We start from the raw sequence: 17,898 nt of genomic DNA on the forward strand, positions 1-17,898 counted from the left end.
TAGTATGAATTGGTTTTCAATATTTTCAGATCCCAATACACAATGGATTTTAATGGGATCAATGCTTCTAGGGTTGAGCAGTGGTGTAATCGGAAGCTTTGCCTATTTACGAAAACAATCTTTAATGGGTGATGCATTGTCACATGCGGCTCTTCCTGGTATATGTATTGCATTTATGGTAACTGGAACAAAGTCAATATTTTTCTTTTTAATAGGTGCCATCATCGCGGGGATTTTAGCGACAGTTTTTATCAGTTATATTACGAGGAATTCTCGCATTAAACAAGACTCGGCTTTAGGGATTATTCTAACCGTTTTTTTTGGAGTTGGAATTGTCCTTTTAACGCAAATTCAACATAGTAATAGCGGAAATCAAAGTGGCTTAGATAAATTTCTTTTTGGCCATGCAGCATCCTTGATCCAAACAGATGTTTACACAATTGCAGGTATTAGTGTTTTTCTTGTTGCCATTTCTTTCTTATTCTTTAAAGAATTTAAACTACTCTCTTTTGATCCTGATTTTGCAAAGGGAATAGGGCTTCCGACTTTATTGTTAGATCAATTTATTATGATGCTAATTGTTACGGCTGTAGTCATTGGAATTCAAGCTGTAGGTGTGGTTTTGATGGCAGCATTATTAATAACACCGGCTGTAGCAGCAAGGTATTGGACAGAAAAACTGCATGTTATGGTAATAGTCGCAGGATTATTTGGAGCTCTCAGTGGCTTTGCAGGTACAGTTATTAGTACGATGGCTAACAATCTTCCTACCGGTCCTCTTATTGTATTGTCAGCAACTGTATTATTTGTTGGTTCCATCGTGTTCGCTCCGTATCGAGGAGTGTTAGCAAAAAGCAGATTACGGCTTTCAGCAAAGAATGAATATAAAAATTGTTTCACTAACCAGAGAGTAAAGGAGAAATCCTTATGAATCACTTTTGGATAATATTGATTGGTGCTCTAGTAGGGGGATCCTGTAGCATCTTAGGATGTTTTCTGGTGTTAAGAAAAATGTCCATGATTGGGGATGCCATCAGCCATTCGGTATTACCAGGAATTGTTGTTGCCTTTTTAATTAGTGGCTCAAGAGAATCGTTTATTATGATGTTTGGAGCTGCTGCTATAGGCTTAGTCACTGTATTTCTCATCCAGATGTTTCAGAACAGTGGGGTACAGTCAGATGCATCTATTGGAGTTGTATTTACAGCTTTATTTGCCATTGGAGTTGTTTTAATTAGTCTTTATACTAGGCAGGTAGATTTGGATTTAGACTGTGTTTTATACGGAGAAATTGCTTATGCACCATGGGACACTCTTCAAATTGGAGGATATAGCGTCGGACCAAAAGCAGTTTGGGGGATTGGGGCAAGTTTCCTCATTAATGTTTTAGTCATTAGTGTATTTTATAAACAGTTTAAGATTAGCGCTTTTGACCCTGCAATGGCAGCGTTTTTAGGAATTCCAGTTATATTTTTCCATTATTTGTTGATGGGATTAGTTTCGATTTCCACAGTAGCTTCGTTTGAAAGTGTAGGCGCGATTTTGGTGGTAGGTATGATCATTGTTCCAGCTGCGACAGCCTATTTATTGACTGATCGACTGAGTATGATGATCGTTATCAGTATAGTCATAAGCATTGTTAGCTCAATACTAGGCTACTACTTTGCTTTTCTTCTTGATGCATCGATTGGAGGAACTATGGTTTCTGTTGCCGGAGTATTATTTTTAATTGCATTGTTTTTCTCGCCAACACACGGAGTACTTGTCAAAAAGTGGAGACGAAATAAAATCATTACACAAATTTAATGTTGATATTAAATGTAAGGGGATGTTTAAATGGCATCACCAAGTGAAGAAAAGTATCTGGAGGAAATTTATTACGCCGTTCTTAAAAATGGTTATACAAGCGTTACCGAAATGGCCATTTCTTTGAATGTATCCGTTTCCTCCGTAACAAAAATGGTTCAAAAGCTGAGCAAAGAGGGATATCTTTATTACAAAAGATATGAAAAAATTAGAATGACAGAAAAAGGACTGTTAAAAGGGGAAACATTAGCATACAACCATCAAATATTGGAGGAGTTTTTTCATCTAATCGAACTCGATAAGGATCAAATCCCTCAAGAAGTAGCAAATATCGAATATCATATAAGTGGGAATGCAGTATCCAAAATTAGAGATTTTATAAGTAAAGAAAAATATGAAGTTAATTGATTGATGTATCTTTATGATGAAAAAGAGATTAGGATACACATACCCCTGTCAACTAAAAAAAAGAGCAACTAAGCTTCGGCCTTTTCTCGAAATTCAATCGGGGAGAGGCCGTTAAATTTTTCTTGAAAAACGTTCGTAATTGTAAGATTGAATATATTCTTGAGTAGTTTGAAATATATCCTTATACTTTTTAAGGCTTTATCAAATATATCCTTTCTGTTTTTAAAATAGAGAGTCACTCGGCATCTCCTTTTTGTCGTGCAAACAGTTATGTTCAGAAAAAAAGTAGTGGGATAGATGATATACAAATTACAAGGAGCAATTCGTAAAAGGTATTTATAATAAGAGAAAAAATCGATAACTAATCCCTTTTTCTAGCTTTCAGTCCAAAGTTACAACGTTCATGCCTTCTCGAAGTTAAAGGTCTTGTACATATTATCATAAATAAAAACATATTAATTGAACAAAGAATTATTCTTCATGTTATAAGATTATATAATAACGAAGGTAGAGTATATCGGGGGAATGATCCAGTATGATTCGTTGGCTCCATTCATATCTAATTGATTTTACAGGTCTAATAGCAATCGGTATTGTCATTTATTTTATTTCTATCAGTCAATTAGTTGGAAGAGATTTGTCCATTCATATACCGAATTCTTTTCAACAATTAAATACAATTTTTTTAAGTATTTTAATAGAGGCGATTCCATTTGTTTTAATTGGTGTCCTCATTGCAGGTTTTATTCAAATATTCATAACAGAAGAACATATTCGTCGCTGGATTCCCAAGAACCGTTTTCTGGCAGTAACCATGAGTTGTGTAGTTGGTGCTCTCTTTCCTGCTTGTGAGTGCGGGATTGTACCAATTGTACGAAGATTAGTAGCAAAAGGTGTACCTATCCATGCTGGAATTGGCTTTCTTTTGACAGGTCCATTAATTAACCCAATTGTTATCTTATCTACCTACATGGCGTTTGGGAATGACAGTAAAATGGCAGGATTACGAATGGGTGTTGGGTTTGTAGCAGCATTGTTAATAGCACTTATGATAAGCTATCTATTCAAGTCAAACCAACTTAAACATTCTGTAACAGATCTTATTCATTCAGCGGATGTAACAATGAGTAATGAGTCTTTTTTTCATAGAGTAGAGGGAATGTTAAAACACTCAATTGATGAGTTTTTTGATATGGGCAAATACCTGATCATTGGTGCTTTTGTAGCAGCATTTGTACAAACTTATGTATCTGTAAAATCACTTTTCCTTTTTGGTGAAGGTGTCACAGGCTCTACTATTGTGATGATGGGACTAGCATATTTCTTATCCTTATGTTCAGAGGCTGATGCTTTCATAGGTGCTTCATTTAGAAATTTATTCCCATCTACCTCAATATTGGCATTTTTAGTATACGGTCCAATGATTGACTTGAAAAACACGATCATGTTATTGAGTGTGTTTAAAACAAGATTTGTACTAATTTTACTCTTTCTAATAACTACAATCGTGTTTATATGTATTAATCTAACTAATTTTTTGTAGGTTGGTGAACCGTGATGCGTTTCCATTTTCAATATTTTTTAAGGGCTGTTATTTTAGCAGCCTTCGCTATTTTTTTTATAAAATTACATTATACAGGTGAAATAACAAAGTATATTAATCCGAAGTATGAATTGATGAGCCAAATTGCTGCAGGGGTATTTATCTTTTTCTTTTTTATTCAGCTCTTTAGAGCATGGGAACATGATTCCGATAAACATGCACACTGTCCACCTGGGTGTAGTCACGACCATGGATATTCTGATTCATTATCAAAAAAACTAATCAGTTACTCGATTATTATCTTTCCATTAATCACTGGATATGCACTCTCACTATCCGTCTTAGATTCTTCAATCGCAGCTAAAAAAGGAACGTTGTTACCTGAAGGGAGTAACGAAACTCTACCTGATACGGAAAACAATGACGATATACCTATATCTAATAATAATTATTTGTCCAAAAAGGAATATGATGAAAAAATGAAAAAATTAGATGAATTAGATGTTATCCAAATGAAAGAGGATATATTTGCTTCTTATTATCAATCAATAAGTAGTGGTCCAAAAGCTTTTAGTAGAAAAAGGATAAAATTAAGTGGATTTGTATACAAAGAAGAGGGGTTTAGTTCTAACCAACTCGTTATTTCAAGGTTTATCATCACACATTGCATAGCAGATGCAGGTATTATAGGTTTTTTAACTGAATTTGAACATGCAAGTGAATATGAACAAGACACATGGGTAGAAATTGAAGGAACCCTAGATGTAACCACCTACAATGGGGTAGAAATACCAATTATCAAAGCAGAAAACGTGGAAGTAATTGATGAACCTGCTGATCCATATATATATCCAGTATTGACTAAAGTAACAGAGTAATCTTGATACCATAATAAGAAAAATTGAAAATAGTATTGGATCAGAAGTAGAAAAATTAAGAAAAAGGAGAAAGAATTTTGGACATACTCCTTTTTCTTTTAAGCCAAGTGCTAACTGTAGGATTAGTAGTTTATGTCTATAATCTTCTCATTAGGACAGCCAGCCACAAGCTTTCTCTCCATTGTTATTTTGTAATTTTAACAGGGTGTTTCAAATTCTTTAAAATCAAGATTTTCTCCAATAAAAACTAGCATTGGTGGACAATCCTTATTAAGTCTGCAACGTTCAAACATTGCGGCACCATAGGAATAATTAAATCGGGATATGATACGTTTATCTATTGATTTATAACGGATCAACATCCGAACGGTTCTTTCAAGGGTGCTTACTTAAGGAAGGAGTAAAGCCTTATTATTATACTACCGGTGCGGGAGTTGAAGAAAACATATTTGACCTTCTTAATATTAAAAAAATAGGTAGGGGAGGAAATAGTGTGTTTACAAAACTTGTACCTAATGATGCGGATATAGAACAAGGAAGTTCTTTCGCCTCTGATGAAGTACCATACAATTTAGTGTATCGTATATGTGAGAGCAACAAATCATTATCTATCAAATTACAAAATGGCAAAATTGTCGGCTTAAAAATCGCATAACCTTACCCTTAGTTTAGTATGGTCTTTTTAGGGCTTATTTTAAAAAATGCAGGACTCTAGTAAGTATTTTTAGAGTCGTTTAAAAGAATGTTTTCAGTTCCTTTAACACGATCAGCAGGAACTTTCCTGTGCATGACATTCAATGGAGACAAATCTTTCAAGGAAAATCATTGAACAGTACCCCCGAAGCAGATGATGGCTTTGGGGGATTTCTCTATAACACTTAGTAACTGGAAACGATATAGGTCATAATGCTGACAATCAGAAGCAGAATGATGCTGTATTTAAGGGTCATGCTAAACAAGGTAGACTCCTCTCCACTTTTTTTAACCGTTGCGGCTGCTATCGCAATGGATTGTGGGGAAATCAATTTTGCCATTACTCCTCCGCTTGTGTTGGCTGCAATCAACAGCTTGGAGCTTACACCAATTTGCTCCCCTGTAACAGCCTGGAGGTTACCAAATAAAGCATTGTTCGATACAACCGATCCTGTTAAAAATACACCGATCCAACCCAAGACAGGGGAAAACAAAGGAAATAAATTTCCGGTCTTGGCTAAAGCCAATCCAATGGTAGAAGATACGCCGGAGTAATTGGCAATATAAGCAAAACCTAAGATAAAGCAAATCGTAATAATTGGAATGATAAACTCCCTGACAGTTTCCCCCAGCGTTTTAAATCCCTGATTAAGCCCCATGCTTTTCGTTGTGATGAGAGTGATAATCACCGCTATCAAGATGGCCGTTAAGAAAAAAGGGGCTACCTATTATGGAATTGCCATGGGACTAGCAAGAATTACGAAAGCTATCACCAAAAACGAAGATTCTGTTTTGGCTGTTTCAGCTTTACTGAATGGGGAATATGGTGAGGAAGATGTCTACATTGGCGTACCGGCTGTCATTAATGCTGATGGAATAAGGGAAGTGTTGGAGTTGAAGCTAGACGATGAAGAATTGAAAAAGTTTAAGCATTCAGCAGGAATTCTCAAAGAATACATCAGCAAAATTTTCTAAACCTTTCACTGTCCAATCATCCAATCTTAGCTCCTCAAAGCATTATAGAAAGATGGAAAGGAAAAAGGATTGATTCTAACTCTTTAAAGCAGTATGGGAGATGAGAAGAACTATAGGGGGATTACATTACAGGACTTGGTGGATTTCATGGGGTGGCTGCAAACCCATATAGCAACCACAAGGTCGCTCCTTTTCAAAAGTGAAAGGCAAAGACTTTGCTCCGAAATTGTCATATAGCTCCCTTTATATCCCACTACGTTCATATAAAAGATTCACCCCAAAAAAATAAACAATATTTATATCCCTCAAATGTTCAGATAAATTTCCCAGTTAACTTGACTCTTGCAGATTTTGATTAGGCAGGGTTGTATGTTTAAATGCAAAACTTAATATATTTTAGATTGACACAGAACTTTTTTCTAGGTTTATCTGAATATAATTTATATGTCTCTGCAAATTTCATTTGCCTATTCAGTTCCTCTCGCTTCATTTCTATTAATTTTTTTAACACATAATCATTCGTATACATGAAGATCGCCTCCCCGTTCTTTTAATGTCAATATACGGGTTCAAGGAATAAGAATCCATTCAGCAATCGGTTGATTTTTCCTGCAACTATTGAATGACCTCAAAAGGGTTATTTTTTTAAATCGTCTACAGCTATAGTCGGAGAAACCCTTCAGTCTTTTTTGGGAAGGCAGCAAAACGAAAAAACGATATAATAAATGAAGACGCAAACAGGGAGGAGTCTTAATGGCACAGGGGTCAAGACAGAAAGAAATCGGTATCTTGAAAGAAATTGCCGAGCTGTTAAATGAAAGGACGGAAACAAATGAAGTCCTGTCAGAAGTTTTAAAAAAACTGCTTAACGTTACCGGCCTTGAGACCGGGTGGATATTTTTAATAGACGAAAATGGAGACTACCAGCTTGCCGCAAGCGAATCTCTTCCACCTGCCTTGGCGCATGAGCAACAACGGCGGATGTGCTATGGCCAATGCTGGTGCGTGAACTCATATAATAATAGGAAATTAAAAAAAGCGACTAATATTATCGAGTGCCAGCGAATCGAAGAAGCAATAGCAGATCAATCAGGGGATCATTGCGGACTGACACATCATGCAACCGTACCACTGAGGGCGGGAGATGAAAGGTTCGGGTTATTAAATGTGGGGTCACCGCATAAGACCCATTTTGGACAGGATGAGCTGGCTTTATTGGAGTCAATCGCCTTTCAAATTGGAACGGCGTTAAAACGAATTAAATTGACGCAAAGGGAGCAGGAGACTGCGGTTGCCACGGAACGAAACCGGCTGGCAAGAGATCTCCATGATTCCGTTAATCAGCTGTTATTTTCACTTAGCTTGACTGCACGAGCAGGTATGGAAATGGCAGCAGCCGACGAAGTTAAACAGACATTCAGTTATATTCAAGACCTGGCCCAGCAAGCGCTTGGGGAAATGCGCGCATTAATTTGGCAGCTTCGGCCCGAAGGACTGGAGAATGGAATCGTGAGTGCATTAAGAAGTTATGGAGAAGTTCTCGGACTTACTGTTCATACAAAAGTAACTGGCATTGCCAGCCTTCCATGCAAGTTGGAGGAAGCTTTGTGGAGGATCGGCCAGGAGGCCCTTGCCAATTGTAAAAAGCACTCGCAGAAAAGTGAGGTCACCCTGGTGTTCGGGATAAGGGCAGATTTAGTCGAAATGACCATTTCTGACAACGGGTGCGGATTCTACTATGAAGAAGACCGTGAATTACCGTCGCTTGGTTTGAGGAGTATGAAAGCACGTACTGAAGCCTTGAATGGCCATTTTCAATTAACAAGTACTCCAGGGAGTGGAACCGAGATATACATTCAAATACCTATTTAGGAGGATTTCAATGGGGATTCGTGTTTTGATTGTCGACGACCATCCTGTTGTAAGGAGAGGGTTGGTTCTCTTTCTCCGCACCCAGCAGGATATTGAAATTATCGGGGAAGCAGGTAATGGGAAAGAAGCAGTTGAATTGGCTGTATCGCTGCAACCCGATATCGTCTTGATGGACCTTGTTATGCCGGAGATGGACGGGATTGAAGCAACTCGGTTAATCCAAAGCCAGTTTCCTGATATAAAGATTATGATGCTGACAAGCTTCTCCGACCAGGACCATGTTATTCCCGCCCTTGAAGCAGGGGCTAGCGGATATCAACTCAAAGATATTGAGCCTGATGAGCTGGTGAACTCGATCAGAAATATGATGCACGGTGCTAACCAGCTTCACCCAAAGGTTACTTCCCATTTGATTGCCAATCTTTCAAACAAAAGCAACAAGGATAGACATTTGATCGATGATTTGACCAAAAGGGAGCTTGAGGTTTTGCAGGAAATTGCAAAAGGAAAAAGCAATAAGGAAATTGCCGCTTCATTGTTTATTACTGAAAAGACAGTGAAAACCCATGTTTCAAATTTATTGGCAAAGCTGGATCTCGCCGATCGTACCCAGGCGGCCTTGTATGCAGTGAAAAATAATGTCGTGAAGTAATTCCATGCTCAGTCGATAGCTACAAAAAACGGGGAATTGCTTCTACTTAATGGGTTGGGTAGTGTTCAATGAAGTTTCTGGTCCGGTTGCTTATAATATAAGCAAACACTATAGGCACAGCTAAGAAACGATTCGAAAATAATAATAAGTGTGGAGCCGATTATTTTTAAAGGAGAACATATGAAGATTCTAAAATTACGTTCAGATGAGAAGCCTCCGATTCATTTGCTTTAGCCGACCCTTCGAGGGAGCTTGTCGAAAAGTATGTGAAAAGAGGAGAATGTTATGTTGCTAAACTTGATGAAAAGATAATCGGCGTTTATGTATTGCTTGCAACAAGACTCGGAACGGTTGAGCTAGTGAATATTGCAGTGGAGGAGCAATATCACGGAACAGGAATTGGAAAAAAGCTAGTGAGCCACGCAATTCAAACTCCCAGACTAAAAGATACCAAACAATTGAAGTCGGTACTGGGAATTCAAGTATAGGGCAACTTGCTCTTTATCAAAAATGTAGTTTTAGGATAACTGGAGTCGAGCGGGATTTTTTAAGAGACATTACACAGAAGCAATTTTTGAGAACAGAATCGAATGTCGGGAAATGATACGTTTATCATTAGATTTATAAGAAGCACATCCACATTTTTTACTAATTCATAGAAAGTGAAATTGAAGAAACCTGAGGTGATTCTATTGTTAAATGATATTCAAATTGAAGAGCTAACTACGATTGATGAACATATTAATCAGCTTTCGGAGCTTTTAGTAAAAGTGGTAGAAGGGGGGGCGTCAATAGGTTTTCTGCCACCTATGACGCTTTCAGAGGCAACTAAATACTGGGAAGCCGTTTTATCACCAGAAGTGATTTTATTAGCAGCAAAGATTAACAATCAGATTGTCGGCAGCGTTCAACTCATTCTGTCCACAAAGCAGAATGGGACGCATAGAGCGGAAGTGGCGAAATTAATGACACATCCCGATTATAGAAATAATGGCATTGGTCGTTTACTAATGGATACTGTTCAAAAAAGAGCGATTCAAGAAAGCAGGTCGCTGTTAGTTCTTGATACAAGAGAGGGTGCCCCTTCAAATCGCCTTTATCAATCATTAGGTTTTCAGGAAGCTGGGCGGGTCCCCAATTACGCAAAGTCAGCAACCGGAGAGCTACATACAACTGTATTATATTATAAATGTCTTTAAGCTTTAAGAAATCTAATCATCCTCGGTAATAATGATGGGAACTTTACTGATATCAGTTAAGGCTCCCTTTTTTATTGTTTAACAAATCATCAATATGGAAAAGGAAACCTTTGTCAATTATATACGTCTATAGGTTATGGGGGATATATGATGAATATCAAAAAGTCACTATATCTGTTTTTAATATTTTCTTTTTATCTGTCGGCTTGCACAAATGAGAATAAAACCAGTATTGAACATCAAGACCTTCAAAAGTCCCCACATGGAGAACTATCCAGTAGTGTTAATGAGAATAGTATCTGCTACCGGACATCTCAAGAAGGAAAACGTGCAGGTCAACTAGAACTTAATAGATTATCGCAATAAAACTTACCATCCACGTAGAATTAAAAGATAAGAGGCGGTCCAATGAAAAAATGGGGTATATGTTTAGCACTTTTTTCTTTTCTCTTGTTAATCTTGGTAGGCTGTGAAGGTGACTCGGCAATATTAACGAGGATCGACATACAAACATCAGAAAACGACATTATTCTCACAGACACGGATAAATTAATTGCTATGGAAAACATCCTCAAAGATGTCCGCTGGGAAGAAAACTCAAAGGTAGAGATGGCAAGAAAAGAAGATATGAAGTTAACATTTTTCTATCAGTTCGATGAAAATATGCCTGAAAAATTGGAGGAATATCTGGTTTGGCTGGGTGAAAGCAACTCTGCAGAGTTCATTGACCTGAATAAAAACGGAACGTATGGAAGATTGGACAAAGAGGCAACAGTAAAATTAAACAAACTATTGCAGGATAAATAGAACAACGGTTATCCTAATCATGTTTTTTATGTGAGTACTTCTTTTTATATAGTCTTGACTTAAAAACGCAGATTTTGTCCGGGTGAAAACTGCAGGTAGCGGTTTTTATTGAGCATATGGATGGAGTTAAAGAATATGAATCATATTTAAAAATCACATTCTCAATGTATTTTTAAGAACAGGGGGAGATACATATGCCATTAACCGTTGGAGATATCATTAAATTTGAACGGACTTTCACTGTAGAGGATGTTGAAATGTTTACAAAGGTTTCAGGTGATCAAGGTTCTCATCATGTCAATCCCGATGAACAGGGAAGACTGGTCATTCAGGGACTGCTGACGGCAACATTGCCAACAAAAGTAGGCGGTGATTACAATGTTCTCGCTCGTAAAATGACTTTTGAGTTTTTAAGACCGGTATTTACCATGGATACAATTCTTTGTGAAGTGAAAATTGAGCAATTTGAAAAGCAAGGCGAAAGAACCCTTATCACCGCCTCATTTATATGTTGGAATCAACATGAGAAAGAAGTATTAAGAGGAGATTTTTCGGGAGTCATACTATAAATCATTTTACAAACCTCTTTCTTATATACAACTATTCTACCGCTTTAATTACAATGATGCTCTCAGAAACGAGACTAAAGTGCTGACGAAAAAATTATATATTTGATTATTAATATGATCTGGGTAATATCTATTAAATGCTATTTAATCTTATGGGGGAAATATGATGAGCAATCACAAAAAAGGCTATGTATGCAGATGTTGCGGGAAGTATCACGATGAACTTCCGATGAGTTATGGAAGCCTTGTCCCTGAATATTATTATGACATACCAATCGAAGAGCAGGAAAGTCGGATTGAGATGAATGAAGATGTTTGTATTATTGATGACGAATATTTTTTTATCCGGGGCTGTATAGAAATACCTGTATGTGATGGGGAAGGACCCTTCATTTGGGATGTTTGGGTTTCGGTAAGTGAAGAGAATTTTAACAAAATAATTGATTACTGGGAAGTAGAAGGGAGAGAGGAGGAACTGGAACCGATGTTTGGTTGGTTATCTACGTCAATCCCTTGTTATCCAGAAACAATAAATTTAAAAACAATGGTTCATACCCGTCCGGTGGGGGTACGTCCTTACATCCAGCTGGAACCGACTGAACATCCCTTAGCATTGGAACAAAGAGAGGGTATAAAGCTAGAGCGTATAGAGGAGATTGCAGAAGAACTGTGTGATGAAGCGGAGAAATAAGCAATTTCTTGTTTACTAATCGGGTGCATAAGTTCATTTTCATCGTATATTAATTCTACAAAAAAGGTAATAGGTAGTGTTCGAATTTCTTGGTCAGTAACTGAATGAAATATATGAACTAGACAATAAAAAATTACGAACAAAAACGATATTATTGGACATTTAAGAGAAGGTTGATGGCATTCTCATCTTCAACCGTCATGGTTTGCATCCTATATTAGTTGTTTAAATTACTTTATACCTGTTGCGATAGTTAATCATAAAGCAGTAGGGTACGGATGGATCCAGGATTATGGTCCACATTTACGGACGGGAAGAAAGATACACCGGTTCCATGATTTATTCGTATTAGATGAGTATAGAAATAAGGGGATTGGAGCCTTACTTTTTCAAATTATAAAAGCAATGGTCTGAGGCAAATGGAGCTTCATGGCTGCAGTGGAATGCGAATCCTGCATCAGCAGGTTTTTATGATAGATTAGGTATCAAATCAATCCCGGAAGAAGAAGATGATGGATTTCCATTTTATGAAATACACTTTGAAAAAGAAAAGAGCTAATGATTACCTACTTATTTGTACAAGCATTTAGGTATTTGCTTATACAATAGAAGCGGACAAAGCATATTTATATAAAAATGAAAGCGTGGTGATAACAATGAAGAATAAGAAAAGAAACTATCCACTTTGGACAGAGCTTCCTTATGCAGGTGAATGCCGGCCGCCAACTGATCCGGTTGAACCTTTTGCAGGCCAGTGGAGAACGTACTATATTCGTAAGGATAAGGATAACGGGTTTAAAACATTAGATGGCTGTCCTATAAAGCTTGCGGTTCAAAATCCAAATACAATTGACTGGTGTGAACAACTAAGAATTGTTCACCGTGTTTTAGATAATTTAACAGAGAGGCAAATTATTATCGCAAAGTATTGGGGGGCTGGACCTCCATCAATGCAATGGATCCCTATTGTGGAAGGATTAATCAGCACGTATGGTGTTGAAGCACCGAGAGCAGCCAGGATTCTTGCAGCCTTTTATGCTGGATTAAATGATGCATTAGTTGCTACATGGTATGTGAAATACAAATGGCTTGTAGCCCGTCCAAACCAATTTGATGCAGAACTTGCCACTGTAATATGTACACCAAGACATCCATCATACACATCTGGCCATGGTGCAGTCGCAGGCGCTGCTGAAGTTATTTTAAGCTACTTCTTTCCAGCAGAGAGCAAACGCATTCACGAGTTAGCTGAAGAAGATGCAATGTCCAGACTTTACGCTGGGATTCACTTCCCTGCTGATAACGAACAGGGATTACGTCTTGGCAGACAAATTGGGAAAATTGTTGTAAATGAATTGAAAAAAGACCGTAGTACTCAAGGACCGGTTGATGTCCCTTATCGTGAATTCCGAAATGCCGATCTTACTCCCCCATATGAACAAGCATTTCGCTCTGACTCTGATCAGATGTGTGAATCGTTAGTGATGGACACATCCTGTTAATAGACAATACCAATATGCTACTGGCAAAATTATATTTTTAGATTAACTATTTTTTATAATTTCATCTTTACTCAAACAATTAGACCTCAATATAGAGCTCGGTAGAACTTCAAAACCCTAATATAAATAACAACCTAAACAGCATTCATTTTAGCAACATTTTAGAATATCATAAATAGCAAACAATAACGCTCAGAAATATGGATCTGAGCGTATTCATATATATAATTTTCACAAACAACATTATTTTCTGTGGTGCAGCATGGGTTTTATGCTGATGGGGATTAATGAGCGGTCTTGTTGAAGAAGGAACTAGAATAATTTAAGAGAATCTATTGTCTATCTTAAGAGCGTAAACTATGGAAGATTGGACAAAAAGATACAATGAGTTAAAGAAACTATTGATGGAGTATATAAAAAATTGGGTTATAGGATGGCAGTTATTTATCAGGAAAGAATTTAAAAGAGCAGGAAAATTGAAGCCTGCTCATTCAACTTGTTGCGACCTATATGATTTTTCATGTAGCACAAGCATTCCCCTTTAGCTGCTGATATCCATTAAGTAACACTTTTACTAAAAGATACTCATTCAAACAAGAAAAACATACTGTATTATACTCAATACAAACTTCAATGCCTAATTGTTTAACTAATATTGACATCAGAGAAACTTTTCCTCTTTTTTAATCTTCTCCCATACATATTGCATATGGGCTTTAAAAGCATCAACACACTTCTCTACATTACGTTCATATAATGCTTGAAGAATTGGCTCATGAAGTTTAGCTACTTCATCTAATTTATCGAAGTATATTTGGTTGGTTAAGTACCATATTCTATTTGAAGCAGAACTCAAGTCTTCCCAGACCTTATACATAAATTCATGATCTGCAAGCTTATAAATATAAGTATGAAAAGCAATATCTATTTGGTTTAACTCCTCCAAATTATTGCTTTCTCCAGCTTTAAGCATTTGTTGATAAAGACCATTAAGTTTAACTAAATCGTGATCTTGAATATATTGTATAGCTCTCTTTATCGCTAAAGGCTCTACAACTTCACGAAAGCTATAAATTTCATTAATATCTTTTTGTGAAAAGTTGGAAACGAAGGTTCCTTTGTGGGGATAATGGATCACAAACCCTTCTTTTTTTAATCTTGACAGCGCTTCTCGTACTGGAGCTTGGCTTACGTTATAAGTCTTGGCTACTTCTAATTCTAAAATTCGGTCACCAGGTTTTAATTCTCCCTTAATGATGGAGTCTTTTAAAAGATTCCACACTTGATCAGACAGCGAATACGTTTTAACTGACTTTGTCATGAATGCACCTCTTATTTATACTTTATCGATAATATATATAATATTAGTCTAAAATCAGTAAATTAGCAAATATATTTTGACAATTCAAATAATGATATAGCATAATATTATATATTATCGATAATATATTTTAGTAATTGGAGGGAGTATAGTGGATATTTTCGTTGTTGTAAAGAGAACTTTTGATACGGAAGAAAAGCTGACAATTAATAAGGGAAGAATCGAAGAATCTAGTGCTGCATTCATTATTAACCCCTATGATGAATATGCAATCGAAGAAGCAATCCAATTGAAAGATAAATATGGTGGTGAAGTAACCGTTGTTACAGTCGGTGGAGAAGATGCTGAAAAAGAGTTGCGTACGGCCTTGGCAATGGGTGCAGATAAAGCGGTATTGATTAACATAGAAGATGACTTAGAGGATGGTGACGAATATACCACAGCTAAAATATTAGCTCAATTCTTCAAAACGAAGAATTTCGATATTATCCTCGGTGGTAATGTAGCGATTGACGGTGGCTCTGGACAGGTATGTCCCCGGCTGGCTGAAATGTTAAAGATACCGTACGTTACGACTATTACACGTCTTGATTTTATTGATAAAACCGTAACGGTGGAACGTGATGTTGAAGGAGACAATGAAATCATCGAGTTATCTCTTCCAGTACTTGTGACGGCCCAGCAAGGCTTAAATGAACCCCGTTATCCCTCTTTGCCGGGTATTATGAAAGCCAAGAAAAAGCCACTTGAAGAGCTGGATCTGGATGACTTAGGTCTTCAAGAAGATGTTGTCGAGTCAAAAACAAAAGTGATCGATATTTACTTGCCACCTAAAAAAGAAGCCGGCAAGGTTTTAGATGGTGAATTGGAAGATCAAGTAAAACAATTAGTGAACTTGCTTCAAAACGAAGCAAAAGTTATTTGAGGGGGGAATTTTTAATGGGACGTAAAATATTAGTAGTAGGTGAAGTTCGTGACGGTGTATTACGTAAAGTATCTTTTGAAGCAATCGGAGCTGGTAAGATAATGGCTGAGGGGGGAGAGGTTGTAGCTGTTCTCTGTGGCAGCGGTGTCAGTGATTTAGCTGATGAGATGATAGCGTATGGGGCAGATCGGGTTTTAATAGTTGAAAATGAGTTATTAAAAAATTATACATCGGATGGTTATACACAGGCTTTGATGGCTGTGATTGAACGAGAAAAGCCTGAGGGAATCGTAATGGGTCATACAGCAAATGCCAAAGATGTTTCGCCGCGGCTTGCTACTAAGCTTGATTCAGGCCTGATTTCAGATGCCGTTGCTATCGATATTGTGGGTGGAAATATTGTGTTTACCCGGCCGATTTATTCCGGTAAAGCATTTGAAAAGAGGGTCATTAAAGATGGACTCATCTTTGTGACCATTCGTCCAAATAACATTTCAGCACTTAAAAAAGATAAAACACGGTCAGGCGAAGTGCAGTCTGTCAGTGTAGACATTAAAGATTTACGTGCTGTTAGTAAAGAGGTAGTCCGTCAAACGTCTAAAGGTGTAGATCTAACAGAAGCAAAAGTCATTATTGCAGGTGGTCGAGGAATAAAAAATGCGGAAGGCTTTAAATTGCTTGAAGAACTTGCCGGGATTTTTGGCGGTGCTGTAGGTGCTTCGCGTGGTGCATGTGACGCAAACTTTTGCGACTACTCACTTCAAATCGGTCAAACTGGTAAAGTAGTTACGCCGGATCTTTATATCGCATGTGGAATTTCTGGAGCGATTCAGCATTTAGCAGGTATGTCGAACTCCAAAGTAATTGTTGCGATTAACAAAGATCCAGAAGCACCTATTTTCAGTGTGTGCGACTATGGTATTGTAGGAGATTTATTTGAAGTAGCCCCATTATTGATAAAAGAGTTAAAACAAGAATTTGTAAATGTATAATCGGTAAAATTTGAGTTGCGTAAAAAAATAATTGATTTGAAACCAGGAATATTCGGACTTGTAGGAACGAACCATGCTGAAATAATTTAAATAGGTCTTCTGCCTATGGTTGTTACAACTCTTTAAAATGCTATCTTTATGACTAAAAACAGAAAGACGGGCGCACACCATTGCTATAGTAAATATATAACAAAAGCACCTCTTTTTTAATAAAGAGAGGTGCTTTTTGTTATACCCCACATTCGGCACGTGATAGTTAGGTTTGGGTCTTTTTTCGGGATGCTTTTTAAAAAAATATGGGAGGCCCCTCCAGGCTTCCTCCTTCAATGAATCACTGAGCTTGAACGTATCGGGAAGCCTGGAGATGAAGTGCAGGCTTCCCCGGATGGCACGGAGGTTTTCCTTCGTCACGAGGGCGGAATTAGCCTGATAGACAATCTGGTCCCAGTCATCCTCGGAGAGGATTTCCCTGAGCTTTTTGATGAAGGAGAGGTTCCCTGGTCACTGCCATAATTTCCATAAAGGGAATAGGAAGTAGTATCGTTATGGAGCATCCAGAATGGCAGGCCGAGCTTCCGGCAGGCAGAGATGGCAAGGGTTGAGTACACCTTCATACAGAGCATCCAGCGCCCGTCCAATGCAGTATTCATTCAGGTCTTTCGCGGCAACATCAGGGTCGAACAGCATTTTGACGTCGAGTGTTTGAAAGAACTCAGAGATATGGCAAAGAGGCTGCCGGTCACACAGGATATTGATGATCAGCGCCTTCAAACGGGTACCGGGGGACAAGTTGCATCGCTGCTCGTCCCATTCCAGCTGTTCATTCAGGAGTTCCTCCAGACCAATTTCATCACAAATGGCCGAGATTAATTGGGAAGGGCCTGGATCAAGATTCAGGATCTGATTGGTTTGTTCCATAAAAAAAACCTCGCTTATTCTTAATGAAGAATTAGTTCGCCAGCGAGGTGGGAATTCCCTGTAAAAAATACAATTTTTCCATCATTGACCTGCCGAATGTGGGTTATACATATTAAACATACTTATTTTTATTTGAACTTGAAGAAA

General features: G+C 37.6%; 18 protein-coding genes and 3 pseudogenes. 18 read left to right on the plus strand and 3 right to left on the minus strand.

The window, feature by feature from the left end; all coding sequences use genetic code 11:
- Positions 1 to 4: 4 nt before the first annotated feature.
- The 6 genes from CU633_RS04550 (at position 5) to CU633_RS22730 (ending at position 5,290) form a co-directional block, all read left to right on the plus strand.
- Positions 5 to 931, plus strand: coding sequence for a metal ABC transporter permease (locus CU633_RS04550; RefSeq protein ID WP_101658542.1), 927 nt, complete (start codon positions 5 to 7; stop codon positions 929 to 931).
- Complete coding sequence (locus CU633_RS04555) at positions 928 to 1,806, plus strand: metal ABC transporter permease (protein WP_101658543.1); 879 nt, start codon at positions 928 to 930, stop codon at positions 1,804 to 1,806. The genes CU633_RS04550 and CU633_RS04555 overlap by 4 nt, the downstream gene beginning before the upstream one ends.
- A gap of 30 nt (positions 1,807 to 1,836) precedes the next feature.
- A complete protein-coding gene (locus CU633_RS04560; RefSeq protein WP_101658544.1) occupies positions 1,837 to 2,214 on the plus strand; it encodes an iron dependent repressor, metal binding and dimerization domain protein in 378 nt (125 codons plus the stop codon).
- Between the two features lie 535 nt (positions 2,215 to 2,749).
- The gene (locus CU633_RS04565; RefSeq protein WP_101658545.1) at positions 2,750 to 3,757 is read left to right on the plus strand and encodes a permease; all 1,008 of its coding nucleotides are present in this window, start codon (positions 2,750 to 2,752) and stop codon (positions 3,755 to 3,757) included.
- A 14-nt stretch (positions 3,758 to 3,771) separates the two neighbouring features.
- The gene (locus CU633_RS04570) at positions 3,772 to 4,635 is read left to right on the plus strand and encodes a TIGR03943 family putative permease subunit (protein ID WP_101658546.1); all 864 of its coding nucleotides are present in this window, start codon (positions 3,772 to 3,774) and stop codon (positions 4,633 to 4,635) included.
- 493 nt (positions 4,636 to 5,128) lie between these two features.
- Positions 5,129 to 5,290 (plus strand): hypothetical protein, encoded by a 162-nt coding sequence (locus CU633_RS22730; protein WP_180954863.1) that lies wholly within the window; start codon positions 5,129 to 5,131, stop codon positions 5,288 to 5,290.
- 223 nt (positions 5,291 to 5,513) lie between these two features.
- On the opposite strand, the pseudogene CU633_RS04575 reads toward CU633_RS22730, so the two are convergent.
- Positions 5,514 to 6,035: pseudogene (locus CU633_RS04575) on the minus strand (L-lactate permease); the annotation flags it as partial.
- On the opposite strand from CU633_RS04575, the pseudogene CU633_RS04580 reads away from it, so the two are divergent.
- From CU633_RS04580 to CU633_RS04625, 10 genes and pseudogenes are all read left to right on the plus strand, one after another.
- A pseudogene (locus CU633_RS04580) lies at positions 6,034 to 6,303 on the plus strand (L-lactate dehydrogenase); the annotation flags it as partial. The pseudogenes CU633_RS04575 and CU633_RS04580 overlap by 2 nt on opposite strands.
- Before the next feature lie 753 nt (positions 6,304 to 7,056).
- Positions 7,057 to 8,175, plus strand: a complete 1,119-nt coding sequence (locus CU633_RS04585; protein ID WP_101658549.1) for a GAF domain-containing sensor histidine kinase — start codon at positions 7,057 to 7,059, stop codon at positions 8,173 to 8,175.
- A 10-nt stretch (positions 8,176 to 8,185) separates the two neighbouring features.
- Positions 8,186 to 8,827 carry a response regulator gene (locus CU633_RS04590; protein WP_101658550.1) on the plus strand — a complete coding sequence of 214 codons (642 nt, stop codon included), beginning with the start codon at positions 8,186 to 8,188 and terminating at the stop codon, positions 8,825 to 8,827.
- Positions 8,828 to 9,007: 180 nt separating this feature from the next.
- A pseudogene (locus tag CU633_RS04595) lies at positions 9,008 to 9,454 on the plus strand (GNAT family N-acetyltransferase).
- 65 nt (positions 9,455 to 9,519) lie between these two features.
- Positions 9,520 to 10,026 (plus strand): GNAT family N-acetyltransferase, encoded by a 507-nt coding sequence (locus CU633_RS04600; RefSeq protein ID WP_101658551.1) that lies wholly within the window; start codon positions 9,520 to 9,522, stop codon positions 10,024 to 10,026.
- 408 nt (positions 10,027 to 10,434) lie between these two features.
- Positions 10,435 to 10,833: a hypothetical protein gene (locus tag CU633_RS04610; protein WP_101658553.1), complete on the plus strand. Its 399-nt coding sequence runs from the start codon at positions 10,435 to 10,437 to the stop codon at positions 10,831 to 10,833.
- Between the two features lie 194 nt (positions 10,834 to 11,027).
- Positions 11,028 to 11,402 carry an enoyl-CoA hydratase gene (locus CU633_RS04615; RefSeq protein WP_101658554.1) on the plus strand — a complete coding sequence of 125 codons (375 nt, stop codon included), beginning with the start codon at positions 11,028 to 11,030 and terminating at the stop codon, positions 11,400 to 11,402.
- Between the two features lie 166 nt (positions 11,403 to 11,568).
- Entirely contained in the window at positions 11,569 to 12,093 is a 525-nt protein-coding gene (locus tag CU633_RS04620) for a DUF2199 domain-containing protein (RefSeq protein WP_101658555.1), read from the plus strand.
- Between the two features lie 216 nt (positions 12,094 to 12,309).
- On the plus strand, positions 12,310 to 12,507 hold the full coding sequence (locus CU633_RS23585; protein WP_142383394.1) for a GNAT family N-acetyltransferase: 198 nt from the start codon (positions 12,310 to 12,312) through the stop codon (positions 12,505 to 12,507).
- A 242-nt stretch (positions 12,508 to 12,749) separates the two neighbouring features.
- Entirely contained in the window at positions 12,750 to 13,595 is an 846-nt protein-coding gene (locus CU633_RS04625) for a vanadium-dependent haloperoxidase (protein WP_101658556.1), read from the plus strand.
- A 661-nt stretch (positions 13,596 to 14,256) separates the two neighbouring features.
- Here CU633_RS04625 and CU633_RS04635 read toward each other — a convergent pair.
- Positions 14,257 to 14,916 carry a GntR family transcriptional regulator gene (locus tag CU633_RS04635; RefSeq protein ID WP_101658558.1) on the minus strand — a complete coding sequence of 220 codons (660 nt, stop codon included), beginning with the start codon at positions 14,914 to 14,916 and terminating at the stop codon, positions 14,257 to 14,259.
- A 151-nt stretch (positions 14,917 to 15,067) separates the two neighbouring features.
- Here CU633_RS04635 and CU633_RS04640 point away from each other — a divergent pair, with 151 nt between their 5' ends.
- A complete protein-coding gene (locus CU633_RS04640) occupies positions 15,068 to 15,841 on the plus strand; it encodes an electron transfer flavoprotein subunit beta/FixA family protein (RefSeq protein ID WP_101658559.1) in 774 nt (257 codons plus the stop codon).
- A gap of 14 nt (positions 15,842 to 15,855) precedes the next feature.
- Positions 15,856 to 16,833, plus strand: coding sequence for an electron transfer flavoprotein subunit alpha/FixB family protein (locus CU633_RS04645; RefSeq protein ID WP_101658560.1), 978 nt, complete (start codon positions 15,856 to 15,858; stop codon positions 16,831 to 16,833).
- A gap of 543 nt (positions 16,834 to 17,376) precedes the next feature.
- Here CU633_RS04645 and CU633_RS04650 read toward each other — a convergent pair.
- A complete protein-coding gene (locus CU633_RS04650; RefSeq protein ID WP_101658561.1) occupies positions 17,377 to 17,751 on the minus strand; it encodes a DUF4277 domain-containing protein in 375 nt (124 codons plus the stop codon).
- Between the last annotated feature and the right edge of the window lie 147 nt (positions 17,752 to 17,898).

The organism is Bacillus sp. V3-13, from assembly GCF_002860165.1.
Lineage (GTDB): Bacteria > Bacillota > Bacilli > Bacillales > Cytobacillaceae > Bacillus_BJ.

What these genes read in the sequence shown, in the direction of transcription:
- CU633_RS04570 (WP_101658546.1), top strand. Translation starts at nt 3,772, where the DNA reads ATGCGTTTCCATTTTCAATATTTTTTAAGGGCTGTTATTTTAGCAGCC.
- CU633_RS04565 (WP_101658545.1), top strand. Translation starts at nt 2,750, where the DNA reads ATGATTCGTTGGCTCCATTCATATCTAATTGATTTTACAGGTCTAATA.
- CU633_RS04625 (WP_101658556.1), top strand. Translation starts at nt 12,750, where the DNA reads ATGAAGAATAAGAAAAGAAACTATCCACTTTGGACAGAGCTTCCTTAT.
- CU633_RS04590 (WP_101658550.1), top strand. Translation starts at nt 8,186, where the DNA reads ATGGGGATTCGTGTTTTGATTGTCGACGACCATCCTGTTGTAAGGAGA.
- CU633_RS04555 (WP_101658543.1), top strand. Translation starts at nt 928, where the DNA reads ATGAATCACTTTTGGATAATATTGATTGGTGCTCTAGTAGGGGGATCC.
- CU633_RS04635 (WP_101658558.1), bottom strand. Translation starts at nt 14,916, where the DNA reads ATGACAAAGTCAGTTAAAACGTATTCGCTGTCTGATCAAGTGTGGAAT.
- CU633_RS04585 (WP_101658549.1), top strand. Translation starts at nt 7,057, where the DNA reads ATGGCACAGGGGTCAAGACAGAAAGAAATCGGTATCTTGAAAGAAATT.
- CU633_RS04550 (WP_101658542.1), top strand. Translation starts at nt 5, where the DNA reads ATGAATTGGTTTTCAATATTTTCAGATCCCAATACACAATGGATTTTA.
- CU633_RS04610 (WP_101658553.1), top strand. Translation starts at nt 10,435, where the DNA reads ATGAAAAAATGGGGTATATGTTTAGCACTTTTTTCTTTTCTCTTGTTA.
- CU633_RS04650 (WP_101658561.1), bottom strand. Translation starts at nt 17,751, where the DNA reads ATGGAACAAACCAATCAGATCCTGAATCTTGATCCAGGCCCTTCCCAA.
- CU633_RS04645 (WP_101658560.1), top strand. Translation starts at nt 15,856, where the DNA reads ATGGGACGTAAAATATTAGTAGTAGGTGAAGTTCGTGACGGTGTATTA.
- CU633_RS04615 (WP_101658554.1), top strand. Translation starts at nt 11,028, where the DNA reads ATGCCATTAACCGTTGGAGATATCATTAAATTTGAACGGACTTTCACT.
- CU633_RS04620 (WP_101658555.1), top strand. Translation starts at nt 11,569, where the DNA reads ATGAGCAATCACAAAAAAGGCTATGTATGCAGATGTTGCGGGAAGTAT.
- CU633_RS04560 (WP_101658544.1), top strand. Translation starts at nt 1,837, where the DNA reads ATGGCATCACCAAGTGAAGAAAAGTATCTGGAGGAAATTTATTACGCC.